Below are 13969 nucleotides of genomic sequence, written 5' to 3' on the forward strand. Positions count from 1 at the left end.
GGGCCGTTGCGCCTTTCATGCCATGATGCCGGTCAAAGACGAAACGAGACTATTCATGCTGGACACAATACTCCGACGGGTGCGTGGCTATTCTCCGCATCTCTTGGCGCCGGAGGGTCGCCTGCCCGAGGCGGCCGTGTTGATGCCGATCACTCGCAGCGAATCGCCGGAACTTGTGCTGACGCTTCGAGCCGCGGGCCTCTCCACCCACGGCGGCGAAGTGGCATTCCCCGGCGGGCGCCGTGATCCGGAGGACCGTGATCTGCTAGAGACGGCGCTGCGCGAAGCCGAGGAGGAGGTGGGGCTTGCTCCCGGCATGGTGGAGGTGGTCGGGCCACTCAGCAGTCTGGTTTCGGTGCATGGAATCCATGTCACGCCGTATGTCGGACTGGTACCGGATTATGTCGAGTATCGGGCCAACGATGCTGAAATCGCCTCGGTCTTTTCGGTGCCGCTGGAGTTCTTCTGCCAGGACCCGCGCGAGGTCACTCACCGGATCGATTATCAGGGGCAGAGCTGGTACATCCCGTCCTATCGTTTTGGCGAATATCAGATCTGGGGGCTGACGGCGATCATGATCGTCGAACTGGTGAACGTCGTTTACGACGCTGGTATCGAGATGCGCCGCGCGCCGGCGGCGTTCGTCGATCTGTCCGGACGCAGCAGACCCTGACCCGGCCCGGTGCGGGCCGACTATTGAACCTGACTGAGAGGTAATGCCGTGAAATACCGTCTGGGAGAGTCGCGTGTGGATGCCCATCCGCAGAGCTGGGTGGCACCCAACGCTACGCTGGTGGGCAAGATCCGGCTCGATGCCGGCGCCAGCGTCTGGTTCGGCGCGGTGCTGCGCGGCGACAACGAGCTGATTCACATCGGCGAAAACAGCAACGTCCAGGACGGCAGCGTGATGCACACGGACATGGGCCATCCGCTGACGCTGGGAACTGGCGTGACGGTGGGGCACAACGCCATGCTGCATGGCTGTACGGTGGGTGACTACAGCCTGATCGGCATCAACGCCGTGGTGCTCAACGGGGCGAAGATCGGCAGACATTGCATCATCGGCGCCAACACGCTGATTCCCGAAGGCAAGGAAATCCCCGATGGCTCGCTGGTGGTCGGTTCACCAGGCAAGGTTGTGCGGGAGTTGACCGGGGAGCAGAAGAAGATGCTCGAGGCCAGCGCCGCCCATTACGTGCACAACGCGCAGCGCTACGCGCGCGATCTGGAGCCGGATGAGTGAGTCTTCAGGAAAAACCGGTAGCCTCCCCCTGCGTCAGCCTCTGTGCGCTGGATGACGACGATCTGTGCGTCGGCTGCCAGCGCAGTTCCGATGAGATTCGCCGCTGGGGGCTGATGGACAATGAAGAGCGGCGCCAGGTGCTGCGCCGTTGCAACGAGCGGGCCCGTCTCGGTGGCCAGCTGATGTAGGACGCCGATGGCGTTGATCGACCTTCACAAACGACGAGGAACTCCATGCCAACGATAGGCACCCCGCTGTCTCCCAGCGCCACGCGCATCCTGCTCTGCGGCTGTGGAGAGTTGGGCAAGGAGCTGGTCATCGAATTGCAGCGTCTCGGCGTTGAAGTGATCGCCGTGGATCGCTATGCCAATGCCCCGGCGATGCAGGTTGCGCATCGCAGCCATGTGATCGACATGCTCGATGGCGCCGCACTGCGTGCCGTGATCGAGCAGGAGCGGCCGCATTACATCGTGCCGGAGATCGAGGCTATCGCAACCGCCACGCTGGTGGAGCTGGAGGGCGAAGGCTATACGGTGATCCCGACCGCCCGGGCGGCGCAGCTGACGATGAACCGTGAGGGGATTCGTCGTCTGGCCGCCGAGGAGCTGGGGCTGCCTACCTCGCCCTATCGCTTTGCCGACTCGCTGGATGAGTGCCGTGCCGCGGCGCTGGCGCTGGGCTTTCCGTGCCTCATCAAGCCGGTAATGAGTTCTTCGGGTAAGGGGCAGTCCGTGCTGCGCAGTGCCGAGGATATCGAGGCGGCCTGGGACTATGCGCAGGCCGGCGGTCGCGCTGGGCGCGGTCGGGTCATCGTCGAGGGTTTCATCGATTTCGATTACGAGATCACCCTCCTGACGGTGCGCCATGCCGGCGGCACCAGCTTCTGCGAGCCGGTCGGGCATCGACAGGAAAAAGGCGACTATCAGGAGTCCTGGCAACCGCAGCCCATGACGCCGGCGGCGCTGGCCGAGGCGCAGCGTATCGCATTGGCCGTGACCGATGCACTCGGTGGTCGCGGCATCTTCGGTGTCGAGCTGTTCGTCAAGGGTGACCAGGTGTGGTTCTGTGAGGTATCACCGCGGCCTCACGACACCGGGCTGGTCACGCTGGTCTCGCAGGATTTGTCCGAGTTCGCCCTGCATGCACGCGCGATCCTCGGCCTGCCGATTCCGGTCATTCGCCAGCTGGGTCCGGCAGCGTCGGCTGTGGTGCTGGTGGAAGGGGAGTCGACTCAGGTGAGCTTCGGTAACCTCGCGGCGGTGCTTGCCGAGCCGGATACCGGGCTGCGTCTGTTCGGCAAGCCTGGCGTCAGCGGACAGCGCCGCATGGGCGTGGCGCTGGCACGAGACGTCGCCATCGATGCGGCTCGGCAGAAGGCACTGCGCGCGGCAGCGGCGGTGAAAGTCGATCTCTGAGTGCAGCGGAGCCGGCCTTGCGCCGCCTCCTTAGTCTGTTGGCTGCTCGGTCGATGGCGTCGCGTTGATGGTCCAGGCGCGCACGCTTTTGACCCGATTGTCGGCCGCCTGGAGGATCTCCAGGCGATAGTCGCCGATCTGCAGGCAGATGCCGCTGTCGGGGATGTGTTCCAGTGCTTCGGTGATCAGGCCGTTGAGCGTCTTGGGTCCGTCGCAGGGCAGCTGCCAATCCAGCGCTCGGTTCACCTCGCGGATATAGGCTGCGCCATCGATGACCAGCGTGCCGTCGTCCTGAGGGTGGATGTCCGGGCTGCGCAAGGCGTCCTGATTGCTGAACTCGCCGACGATCTCTTCGAGAATGTCCTCAAGCGTGACGACGCCGCGGACATCGCCATATTCATCCACGACGATGCCGATCCGTCGCTTCTGTTTCTGGAAGTTCAGCAGCTGAGTCGACAGCGGCGTGTTCTCCGGCACGAAATAGGGTTCGGTGCAGGCGGCGAGCAGGCTCTCCTTGGTTAGCTGATCATGACTGAGCAGGCGAGCAATCTGCCGCATATGGACGATGCCTTCGATCTGATTGATGTCGTTGCGGAAGACCGGCAGGCGGGTGTGTGGGGTGGTGCGCAGCTGGCTGATGATCGCTTCCAGATCATCGTCAAGATCGATGCCGGTGACCTCGTTTCGCGGGATCATGATGTCGTCGACGGTCACCCGCTCCAGATCGAGAATGCCCAGCAGCATGCTCTGGCGGTTCAGCGGCAGGTCACTGCCGGATTCGCGGACCACGCTACGCAATTCCTCGGTGGAAAGACTGTCATTGCCCTTGTTGGACAGGTCTACGCCAAGCAGCCGGAGCAGGCCATTGCTTACCCAGCCGAGCAAGGCGACCAGCGGATAGAGGACCTTCTGCAGCATCAGCAGCGGCAGGCTGACCGGATAGGCGATGATCTCTGGGCGCAATGCGGCCAGGGTCTTGGGTGTGATTTCTCCGAATACCAACAGAACGATGGTCAGGCCGATGGTGGCGATGGCGATGCCGGCTTCCCCCCACAACTGCATGGCGAGCACGGTGGCAATGGAGGAGGCGAGGATGTTGACGAAGTTGTTGCCGACCAGGATGGTGCCAAGCAGGCGGTCTGGATGGGCCAGCAGGCTGCTGGCGCGACGGGCGCCCTTGTGTCCTTCCTTGGCTTGATGCCTCAGTCGATAGCGGTTGAGGCTGAGCATGCCGGTCTCGGAGCTGGAGAAGAACGCCGAGCACAGCAGCAGAAATACCAGTAGGCCGAGCAGAAAGCCGGGATGTAGATCTTCCACGAGTTGGCCTGTTCGTCAGATGTGCAGGATGAATTCGCGGACCAGCTTGCTGCCGAAATACGCCAACATCAGCAGGCAGAAACCAGCCAGTGTCCAGCGGATCGCCTTATAGCCACGCCAGCCGAGCTGGTGTCGTCCCCACAGCAGAAGCCCGAAAACCACCCAGGCAACCACCGAGAGCAGTGTCTTGTGGACCAGATGCTGAGCGAAAAGATCGTCGAGAAACAGCCAGCCGGACACCAGGGAGGCGGACAGCAGCCCCCAGCCCGCCCATAGAAAACCGAACAGCAAGCTTTCCATGGTCTGCAGGGGAGGGAAGTTACGGATCAGTCCTGACGGGTGCTTGTGCTTGAGATGGTGGTCCTGCAGTAACAGCAGCAAGGCCTGGAACACGGCAATGGTCAGCATGCCGTACGCGAGTATGGAAAGGAGGATGTGCGCCAGTATTCCCGGTTCTTCGGCGATCGCTGGCGCAGTGCCGGATGGCGCGAACTGGGCAAAGAGTACGGTCAGGCAACCCAGGGGAAACAGCAGCAGGAGCAGGTTCTCCACCGGCATCCGGTGGAGAGCCAGAAGGATCAGCAGGATCACGGCGGCGGCAATCAGGCTCGAAGCCGTGAAGAAGTCCAGGTGCAGGCCGCTGGGGGAGATGAGCTGGACGAACAGGCTGACGCTATGGGCGAGCAAGGCGAGTACGCCGGCGGCCAGCAGCAGCCGTTTGTCCGGGACCGCACGCTGCGCCAGACGCAGACTTTGGTAACCCGCGGCGCCAGCGTAGAGAACGGCCGCAGCGAGGCTGGGTAGCAGAGGAAGCATAGGTTCCGGTAACGAGCTCGAAAGGTCGTGAGTGTGGCACAAACGTCGGGGGCACAAAAGTCGCGTCGGGGTACGGATCGCCGCAGCTGGCGTCACTGTGTCATTCGCAGCAGGGTGCAGCGGGCGCCACATTATCGAAAACCGCGGCGATCGGGGTACCGGCCCGATGCTTCCACCTTCTATAATCGCGCCCTTCAGCACATCCAGCGTGGAATGGCTCATGTTCGAAAACCTAACCGATCGCCTCTCACAAACGCTTCGCCATGTCACGGGCAAGGCCAAGCTGACCGAGGACAACATCAAGGACACCCTGCGTGAGGTGCGGATGGCCCTGCTCGAGGCCGACGTCGCGCTGCCGGTGGTCAAGGAGTTTGTCAATCGGGTCAAGGAGCGCGCAGTCGGCACCGAGGTATCGAAGAGCCTGACGCCGGGGCAGGCGTTCGTGAAGATTGTCCGCGCCGAACTGGAAGAACTGATGGGCGCCGCCAGCGAGGATCTGGCGTTGAATGTCGCGCCGCCGGCGGTGGTGCTCATGGCCGGCCTTCAGGGCGCGGGCAAGACCACGACAGTGGGCAAGCTGGCGCGCTTCCTCAAGGAGCGCAAGAAGAAGTCGGTGCTGGTGGTCTCGGCCGACGTCTATCGCCCTGCGGCGATCAAGCAGCTCGAGACGCTGGCGGGCGAAGTCGGCGTGACCTTCTTCCCGTCCGACACCAGCCAGAAGCCGGTGGATATCGCCCAGGCGGCGATTCGCGAAGCCAAGCTCAAGTTCATCGATGTGGTGCTGGTGGATACCGCGGGTCGTCTGGCAATCGATGCCGAGATGATGGCGGAGATCCAGGCCGTGCACGCCGCGATCAGGCCGGCCGAGACGTTGTTCGTGGTAGACGCCATGACCGGTCAGGACGCGGCGAACACCGCCCGTGCGTTCGGCGATGCGCTGCCGCTGACCGGTGTCGTGCTGACCAAGGTCGATGGCGATGCCCGTGGTGGTGCAGCGCTTTCCGTGCGTCATGTGACCGGCAAGCCGATCAAGTTCCTCGGCATGGGTGAAAAGAGCGACGCGCTGGAGCCCTTCCATCCAGATCGAATCGCTTCCCGCATCCTCGGTATGGGCGACGTGCTCAGCCTCATCGAGCAGGCCGAGCAGACACTGGATCGCGAGAAGGCGGAGAAGCTCACCAAGAAGCTGAAGAAGGGCAAGGGCTTCGATCTCGAAGACTTCCGCGATCAGCTGCAGCAGATGAAAAACATGGGCGGGCTGGGCGGCCTGATGGACAAGCTGCCCTCCATCGGCGGCGTCAACCTGTCACAGATGGGGCATGCCCAGGGTGCGGCGGAGAAGCAGTTCAAACAGATGGAAGCGATCATCAACTCGATGACGCCAGCCGAGCGGCGCAACCCGGACATCATCAGTGGCTCGCGCAAGCGACGTATTGCCATGGGCTCCGGCACTCAGGTGCAGGACATCGGTCGTCTCATCAAGCAACACAAGCAGATGCAGAAGATGATGAAGAAGGTCACCGGCAAGGGCGGCATGGCCAAGATGATGCGCGGTATGGGCGGCATGTTCCCCGGCGGCGGGATGCCCAAGTTCTAGGTCTGTGGCTGCGATTGCGCAAGATTGGCGCCAGCGCTGGCGCACGCCCGTGTCCGGCGCGCTGGACGGCTGCGCGCCTCTAGCAAAAGAGTTTGCAAAATTCCCGGCATTCCTTAAAATGTGCGGCCTTTCGGGCCCAGGCCCATTTTAAGTGTGTGCCTTAAGTTAGCACCGACTACAGGAACGATGTTCACATGGTAACTATTCGTCTCGCCCGTGGCGGCTCCAAGAAGCGCCCTTTCTACCACCTGACCGTGACCAACAGCCGCAACCCGCGTGATGGTCGCTTCGTCGAGCGTATCGGTTTCTTCAATCCGATCGCCACTGGTGCGGAAGTGAAGCTCTCTGTCAATCAGGAGCGCGCTGCTTACTGGCTGAGCCAGGGCGCACAGCCGTCTGAGCGCGTTGCTCAGCTGCTGAAGGAAGCTGCCAAGGCCGCTGCCTGAGTCTATGAGCGCAATGTCTGCCCCGAGCGATGATCTAGTCGTCATCGGCAAGATCGTTTCGGTGCATGGCGTGCGCGGTGACGTGAAGGTCTATTCCTTCACCGATCCGATCGACAATCTGCTGGGCTATCGTCGCTGGACGCTGAGGCGAGGTGACGAAGTCAAGCAGGTCGAGTTGGTCAAGGGGCGCCTCCAGGGCAAGGTTCTGGTGGCTTCGCTGAAAGGACTGACCGATCGCGAGGTGGCGCGTACCTACGCCGACTTCGAGATTTGCGTTCCACGCAGCGAACTGCCCGCGCTGGATGACGGTGAGTACTACTGGTATCAGCTTCAAGGTTTGAAGGTGCTCGATCAGGCCGGGCAGTTGCTTGGTCAGGTCGATCACCTGCTCGAGACCGGAGCCAACGATGTTCTGGTCGTGAAGCCTTGCGCTGGAAGCCTCGATGATCGCGAGCGACTGCTGCCCTATACGGATCACTGCGTCTTGAAGGTCGATCTGGAATCGGGCGAGATGCAGGTCGACTGGGATGCGGACTTCTGAACGGCATGGCCGCATTGCGCGTTGAAGTCATCAGTCTGTTCCCGGGTATGTTCGCAGCCATCAGCGAGTATGGGATTACCAGTCGTGCGGTGAAGCAGGGGTTGTTGCAGTTGAGCTGCTGGAATCCCAGGAGCTACACCGAAGACCGTCATCAGACGGTGGATGACCGCCCATTCGGTGGCGGCCCCGGCATGGTGATGAAGATCAAACCGCTCGAGCTGGCGTTGGCCGATGCCAAACGCGCCGCGGGCGGCAAGGCGAAGGTGATCTACCTTTCGCCGCAAGGGCGTCAGCTGAAACAGGCGGATGTCCGCGAGCTGGCGAATGAGGATGCGTTGATTCTCATCGCCGGTCGCTATGAAGGTATCGACGAGCGTTTCATTGAAGCGCACGTAGACGAGGAGTGGTCGATCGGTGACTACGTACTGTCCGGCGGCGAGCTGCCGGCAATGGTGCTGATCGATGCCGTGACCAGGTTGCTTCCGGGCGCCTTGGGTCATGCTGGTTCCGCCGAGGAGGACTCGTTTACAGACGGCCTGCTCGACTGTCCGCATTACACGCGACCTGAGGTGTATGCGGGTAAATGTGTTCCTGAGGTGCTGCTCAGCGGCAACCACGAACACATCCGGCGCTGGCGCTTGCAGCAGTCCCTTGGTCGGACCTGGGAGCGCCGCGCCGATCTTCTGGATAGCCGCTCGCTTTCTGGAGAAGAACAAAAGCTGTTGGCGGAATACATCCGCCAGCGGAACGATAGTTAACGTATCGATGGCAACCCGGTGGGTTGACCTTAGGAGCACACAGCATGACCAACAAGATCATTCAGCAGCTCGAAGCCGAGCAGATGACCAAGGAAATCCCGCCGTTTGCGCCGGGTGACACCGTTATCGTTCAGGTGAAGGTGAAGGAAGGCGAGCGTCAGCGTCTGCAGGCCTTCGAAGGCGTCGTGATCGGCAAGCGTAACCGCGGCCTGAACAGCGCTTTCACCGTTCGCAAGATTTCCAACGGCGTTGGCGTCGAGCGTACCTTCCAGAGCTACAGCCCGATGGTCGACAGCATCAGCGTCAAGCGTCGCGGTGACGTGCGCAAGGCCAAGCTGTACTACCTCCGCGCGCTGTCCGGCAAGGCCGCCCGCATCAAGGAAAAGCTGGTCTAAGACCGCTTTTCCCGCTTCGAAGAAAAGCAGCCTCCGGGCTGCTTTTTTTTAAGCGCACTTCCCTCGGGCCGCAGTCTGCTCGCAGCGAGCGGTAATCGGCGACGGCACTGGCACTGGCACTGGCTAAGTGGCGTGTGGAAAACTGGCACCTCCCATTCCGTCTCGAAGTCGCCATGCCCGCTCTCGACGATCCCGTTATCGACCGCTACCTCGATGCGCTGTGGCTGGAAAAAGGCCTGGCCGACAACAGCCGGGAAGCCTACCGCAGCGATCTGGCACTGTTTAACGCATGGTTGCATGAGCGCGGGGTCCGTTTGGCGGCCGCGGGTCGTGAGGTCATCCTCGATCATCTCGCCTGGCGTCTGGATAATGGCTACAAGGCGCGTTCCACGGCGCGCTTCCTGTCCGGGTTGCGCGGCTTCTATCGCTACCTGCTGCGCGAGGGCGACATATCGCTGGATCCGACATTGCGTGTGGATCTGCCGCGCCTTGGGCGTCCCTTGCCCAAGGCGCTGTCCGAGGCTGACGTGGAGGCGCTGCTGGCGGCACCCGATGTCGAGGATCCGCTGGGATTGCGCGACCGGGCGATGCTCGAGGTGCTGTATGCGTGTGGGTTGCGCGTAACCGAACTGATCGGCCTGACGCTGGAGCAGGTCAGCTTGCGTCAGGGCGTGTTACGAACCTTCGGCAAGGGCAACAAGGAGCGTCTGGTGCCGCTGGGTGACGAGGCGCTGCATTGGCTGGAGCGCTACCAGCGCGATGCGCGCGGCCTGTTGCTTGTCGGCAAGGCCAGCGATGTGCTGTTTCCCAGTCAGCGTGGCGATCAGATGACGCGGCAGACCTTCTGGCACCGGGTCAAGCTGCACGCAAAGGCGGCCGGAATCGCTACCTCTATCTCGCCGCATACCCTGCGCCACGCATTCGCCACACACCTTCTCAACCATGGTGCGGATTTGCGGACCGTGCAGATGTTGCTCGGGCATAGCGATCTGTCCACTACGCAGATCTATACCCATATCGCCCGCGCCCGGCTTCAGGAGCTGCACGCGGCCCATCATCCACGTGGCTAGCCGGGTCACATGCCTGCCGCCGGTCGCGCTCAGCCGATGCGTGCCTCGTTTGCATCGGCTGCCGGCAGGCCGGTCGGAGAAGCGGCTAGCAGTTTGAGCGCAATGCCTATGGTAGTCTTTGCGCCTTCCCTTAGATCGCCGCTGCCAGGAGTTTCCATGGGCGTGATTCGTTTGTTCGCTGCCGCCTCTATCGGCCTGGCCAGCACTCTTGCCACTGCTGCCGACCCTGATCAGGCGATTCGCCAGGCGTTGCAGAAAATTCAGCCGGACATGCCGATCGAGGCCGTAGCGGAAAGTCCGATGCCGGGTGTCTATCAGGTTCAGCTGGAAGGCGGGCGCCAGCTCTATGCCAGCCCGGACGGGCAATTCGTCATTCAGGGCTATCTCTATCAGTTCCAGAATGGTCAGGCTGTCAATCTCACCGAGTTGGCGCAGAGCAAGTCGGTGGCCAAGCAGATCAACTCGATCCCGCAAAGCGAGATGGTGGTGTTTTCGCCAAAGGAGCCGAAGACCCATATCACCGTGTTCACCGATACCGACTGCGGCTACTGCCAGAAGCTGCACAGCGAAGTGCCGCAGCTGAACCGCCTCGGCGTCGAGGTGCGCTATGTGGCCTTTCCGCGCCAAGGTATGGGTAGCCATGGTGCCAATACGCTGACCAGTGTGTGGTGCGCCAAGGATCGCCAGGATGCGATGAACAAGGCCAAGGCCCGTGAGGAGCTGCCGGCAGCCAGTTGCGAGACGCCGATCGCCAAGCAGTATCAGCTGGGCCAGATGATCGGCGTACAAGGCACTCCCGCCATTATTCTCGCCAATGGGCAGATGATCCCGGGCTATCAGCCGGCAGCGCAGCTGGCTGACGTGGCGCTCAAGGCGGAGTAAGGCTGGCCGGCGGTCCGAATGTGCCGCCTCGGCCGGGGAAGGCAGGAACTGGACGGCATGCTGCGTTCAAAGCTTGAGGGCTCTGAACGAGGTCGTCGTGATGAAGCTGAAAGGTTCCTGCCATTGCCAGGCTGTGCGATTCACCCTTGAGTCGGCGCAGCCATATCCGTTCATGCGCTGTTACTGCTCGATCTGCCGCAAGACTGCGGGCGGGGGCGGCTATGCCATCAATCTGGGTGGCGACTATCGAACCCTGAAGGTCGAAGGGCGCGGGCATCTGGGTGTCTACCAGGCGCGTCTCGTCGATGCCGAAACCGGAGAGGTCAAGGTCAGTGACGGCCGCCGACACTTCTGTCGAATCTGCGCCAGTGCGCTGTGGTTGTGGGATCCGAACTGGCCGGATCTGGTCCATCCTTTCGCTTCGGCGATCGATAGCGATCTGCCCGTGCCGCCCGAGCATACGCATCTCATGCTCGGCTCCAAGGCCGGCTGGGTGGAGCCGCAGATACAGACGCAGGATCGCTGTTACGCCGAGTACCCTGATGAATCGCTTGCGCAATGGCATCAACGGCTCGGGCTCGGCGGGTCGGCGCCTTAGCCGCGCGGCCGCGGCCGATTGACTAACGGCGGCTCCCTTCGTAATGTGCGACTCTTTTGTCGACCGGCAGGTCCGGTCGTTTCGCTGTGAATGGGGAGTTCAGCTTGAAACCGGTGAAAGTTGGCATCTGTGGGCTGGGGACCGTCGGTGGCGGTACCTTCAACGTGCTCAAACGCAACGCCGAGGAGATTGCCCGCCGTGCCGGGCGCGGAATCGAGGTTGCGCAGATTGCCACCCGGCATCCGAACCCCAAGTGCGACACTGGCGCAACATCTATTACCGCCGACGTCCTCGACGTCGTGAACAACCCGGAAATCGATATCGTCGTCGAGCTCATCGGTGGTTATACCCTTGCCAAGGAGCTGGTACTGCAAGCCATCGAGAACGGCAAGCACGTCGTCACGGCTAACAAGGCACTCATCGCGGTGCATGGCAACGAGATCTTTGCCAAGGCGCGCGAGAAGGGCGTCATCGTCGCCTTCGAGGCGTCCGTCGCGGGCGGGATTCCGGTAATCAAGGCCATTCGCGAGGGGCTGGCCGGCAATCGAATCAACTGGCTGGCCGGCATCATCAATGGCACGGGCAACTTCATCCTCACCGAGATGCGCGAAAAGGGACGCACCTTCGAAGACGTGCTCAAAGAAGCCCAGGAGCTCGGCTACGCGGAGGCCGACCCGACCTTCGACGTAGAAGGCATCGACGCGGCGCACAAGCTGACGATCCTGGCCTCCATCGCTTTCGGGATTCCGCTGCAGTTCGACAAGGCCTATACCGAAGGTATTGCGCGCCTGACCACGGCCGATGTGAACTATGCCGAGGCGCTGGGTTATCGCATCAAGCATCTGGGCGTGGCCCGACGCACCGATAGCGGCATCGAGTTGCGCGTCCATCCCACGCTCATTCCGGCTGATCGCCTGATCGCCAACGTCAACGGGGTGATGAACGCCGTGATGGTCAACGGCGATGCGGTTGGCAGCACACTCTACTACGGTGCCGGCGCCGGAATGGAACCGACTGCTTCGGCAGTGGTGGCCGACCTGGTGGACGTCGCACGGGCGCTGACGACCGATCCGAACAACCGCGTGCCGCACCTGGCGTTCCAGCCTGATTCGCTGTCCGACCACCCGATTCTGCCGATCAGCGCCTGTGAAAGTGCCTACTACCTGCGCATCCAGGCCAAGGACCATCCGGGTGTTCTCGCTCAGGTGGCGACCATCCTCTCCGAGCGTGGCATCAATATCGAGTCGATCATGCAAAAGGAGGCCGAGGTTCAGGATGGCCTGGTTCCGGTCATACTCGTTACCCATCGAGTGGTCGAGCAGCGTATCGACGACGCCATCGCGGCGCTGGAAGCGCTCGAGGACGTGGTCGGGCAGGTCGTGCGTATCCGCGTCGAACAGCTGAACTAATCCGGCATCGGCGGGCCGGCGCAGGTGGTTTGCCTGCCCGTCGCCCGCAGCCAACACCGAAGGTTTGAATCATGCGTTACATCAGCACCCGTGGCCAAGCGCCGGCCCTGAACTTCGAAGACGTCCTGCTGGCGGGTCTGGCCACCGATGGTGGTCTCTATGTTCCGGAGAACCTGCCGCGGTTCACCGTCGAGGAAATCGCCTCCTGGGCTGGCCTGCCGTATCACGAGCTAGCCTTCCGGGTCATGCGCCCGTTCGTGGCTGGCAGCATTCCAGATGCGGACTTCAAGCGAATCCTCGAGGAAACCTACGGCGTCTTCGCCCATGGTGCCATCGCCCCGCTGCGCCAGCTGAACGGCAATGAGTGGGTGCTCGAACTGTTCCATGGTCCGACCCTGGCGTTCAAGGACTTCGCCCTGCAGCTGCTCGGCCGTCTGCTCGACTACGTGCTGGCCAAGCGTGGCGAGCGCGTGGTGATCATGGGCGCTACCTCGGGTGATACCGGCTCGGCGGCCATCGAAGGCTGCCGCCGTTGCGAGAACGTCGACATCTTCATCCTGCACCCGCACCAGCGCGTGTCGGAAGTGCAGCGCCGGCAGATGACCACCATCCTCGGCGACAACATTCACAACATCGCCATCGAAGGCAACTTCGATGACTGCCAGGAGATGGTCAAGGCCAGCTTCGCCGATCAGGGGTTCCTCAAGGGCACCCGTCTGGTAGCGGTCAACTCGATCAACTGGGCGCGGATCATGGCCCAGATCGTCTACTACTTCCATGCCGCGCTGCAGCTGGGCGGTCCGGCGCGTTCGGTGGCCTTCTCGGTGCCGACCGGCAACTTCGGCGACATCTTTGCCGGTTACCTGGCGCGCAATATGGGGCTGCCGATCAATCAGTTGATCGTCGCCACCAACCGCAACGACATCCTGCATCGCTTCATGTCCGGCAACCGCTACGACAAGGACACCCTGCACCCGTCGCTGTCGCCTTCGATGGACATCATGGTGTCGTCGAACTTCGAGCGTTTGCTCTTCGACCTGCACGGACGTAACGGCAAGGCCGTGGCGGATCTGCTCGATGGCTTCCGTGCCAGCGGCAAGCTGTCGGTTGAGGAGGATCGCTGGACCGAAGCACGCCGGCTCTTCGACTCGCTGGCCGTGGACGACGAACAAACCTGTGCGACCATCGCCCAGGTGTTCAAGGAAACCGGCGAGGTACTCGATCCGCATACTGCCATCGGCGTGCATGCGGCCCGTGAATGCCGTCGTAGCCTGAACATCCCGATGGTGACCCTCGGCACTGCGCATCCGGTGAAATTCCCTGATGCAGTGGAGAAGGCGGGCATAGGTCAGGCGCTTGCGTTGCCGGCGCACCTTGCCGATCTGTTCGAGCGCAGCGAGCGTTGCACGGTGTTGCCGAACGAGCTCAAAGCGGTGCAGGCCTTCGTCGGCCAGCACGGCAACCGTGGCAAGCCGCTCTAAG

The 13969-nt window shown here is 62.3% G+C and carries 16 protein-coding genes; 14 read left to right on the top strand and 2 right to left on the bottom strand.

Annotation, left to right across the window (positions count from 1 at the left end):
* The first annotated feature begins 55 nt into the window (after positions 1–55).
* From OUY36_RS05705 to purT, 4 genes are read left to right on the top strand one after another with little or no spacing between them, the layout of a single operon-like run.
* Positions 56–673: a CoA pyrophosphatase gene (locus OUY36_RS05705; protein ID WP_063544691.1), complete on the top strand. Its 618-nt coding sequence runs from the start codon at positions 56–58 to the stop codon at positions 671–673.
* 48 nt (positions 674–721) lie between these two features.
* Positions 722–1243, top strand: coding sequence for a gamma carbonic anhydrase family protein (locus OUY36_RS05710; RefSeq protein WP_267937128.1), 522 nt, complete (start codon positions 722–724; stop codon positions 1241–1243).
* Positions 1240–1431 carry a DUF1289 domain-containing protein gene (locus tag OUY36_RS05715; RefSeq protein WP_063544695.1) on the top strand — a complete coding sequence of 64 codons (192 nt, stop codon included), beginning with the start codon at positions 1240–1242 and terminating at the stop codon, positions 1429–1431. Before OUY36_RS05710 ends, OUY36_RS05715 begins: the two co-directional genes overlap by 4 nt.
* 45 nt (positions 1432–1476) lie before the next feature.
* On the top strand, positions 1477–2658 hold the full coding sequence (gene purT / locus OUY36_RS05720; RefSeq protein ID WP_267937129.1) for a formate-dependent phosphoribosylglycinamide formyltransferase: 1182 nt from the start codon (positions 1477–1479) through the stop codon (positions 2656–2658).
* 30 nt (positions 2659–2688) lie between these two features.
* On the opposite strand, the gene OUY36_RS05725 is transcribed toward purT, so the two are convergent.
* A complete protein-coding gene (locus OUY36_RS05725; RefSeq protein WP_063544699.1) occupies positions 2689–3975 on the bottom strand; it encodes an HlyC/CorC family transporter in 1287 nt (428 codons plus the stop codon).
* A gap of 15 nt (positions 3976–3990) precedes the next feature.
* Positions 3991–4791: a cytochrome C assembly family protein gene (locus OUY36_RS05730; protein ID WP_063544701.1), complete on the bottom strand. Its 801-nt coding sequence runs from the start codon at positions 4789–4791 to the stop codon at positions 3991–3993.
* Positions 4792–5011: 220 nt separating this feature from the next.
* Here OUY36_RS05730 and ffh point away from each other — a divergent pair, with 220 nt between their 5' ends.
* The 10 genes from ffh to thrC all read left to right on the top strand — a co-directional run bounded on the left by ffh (position 5012) and on the right by thrC (position 13968).
* Entirely contained in the window at positions 5012–6388 is a 1377-nt protein-coding gene (gene ffh, locus OUY36_RS05735; protein ID WP_267937131.1) for a signal recognition particle protein, read from the top strand.
* 194 nt (positions 6389–6582) lie between these two features.
* Complete coding sequence (gene rpsP / locus OUY36_RS05740; RefSeq protein ID WP_011912373.1) at positions 6583–6834, top strand: 30S ribosomal protein S16; 252 nt, start codon at positions 6583–6585, stop codon at positions 6832–6834.
* A gap of 4 nt (positions 6835–6838) precedes the next feature.
* On the top strand, positions 6839–7375 hold the full coding sequence (gene rimM, locus OUY36_RS05745; protein ID WP_267937132.1) for a ribosome maturation factor RimM: 537 nt from the start codon (positions 6839–6841) through the stop codon (positions 7373–7375).
* 5 nt (positions 7376–7380) lie between these two features.
* Positions 7381–8133, top strand: a complete 753-nt coding sequence (gene trmD, locus OUY36_RS05750; RefSeq protein ID WP_063544707.1) for a tRNA (guanosine(37)-N1)-methyltransferase TrmD — start codon at positions 7381–7383, stop codon at positions 8131–8133.
* Positions 8134–8177: 44 nt separating this feature from the next.
* A complete protein-coding gene (rplS, locus tag OUY36_RS05755) occupies positions 8178–8528 on the top strand; it encodes a 50S ribosomal protein L19 (RefSeq protein WP_015277862.1) in 351 nt (116 codons plus the stop codon).
* A gap of 173 nt (positions 8529–8701) precedes the next feature.
* Positions 8702–9598, top strand: a complete 897-nt coding sequence (xerD, locus tag OUY36_RS05760; protein ID WP_267937134.1) for a site-specific tyrosine recombinase XerD — start codon at positions 8702–8704, stop codon at positions 9596–9598.
* Positions 9599–9754: 156 nt separating this feature from the next.
* Complete coding sequence (locus tag OUY36_RS05765; RefSeq protein WP_125868354.1) at positions 9755–10480, top strand: disulfide isomerase DsbC N-terminal domain-containing protein; 726 nt, start codon at positions 9755–9757, stop codon at positions 10478–10480.
* Positions 10481–10580: 100 nt separating this feature from the next.
* Positions 10581–11078, top strand: a complete 498-nt coding sequence (locus OUY36_RS05770) for a GFA family protein (protein WP_267938097.1) — start codon at positions 10581–10583, stop codon at positions 11076–11078.
* Between the two features lie 104 nt (positions 11079–11182).
* Entirely contained in the window at positions 11183–12487 is a 1305-nt protein-coding gene (locus OUY36_RS05775; protein WP_063544715.1) for a homoserine dehydrogenase, read from the top strand.
* A gap of 71 nt (positions 12488–12558) precedes the next feature.
* Positions 12559–13968, top strand: coding sequence for a threonine synthase (thrC, locus tag OUY36_RS05780; RefSeq protein ID WP_102840676.1), 1410 nt, complete (start codon positions 12559–12561; stop codon positions 13966–13968).
* The last annotated feature ends 1 nt before the right edge of the window (position 13969 follow it).

It is taken from the genome of Stutzerimonas sp. R40042, from assembly GCF_026642215.1.
Lineage (GTDB): Bacteria > Pseudomonadota > Gammaproteobacteria > Pseudomonadales > Pseudomonadaceae > Stutzerimonas > Stutzerimonas frequens.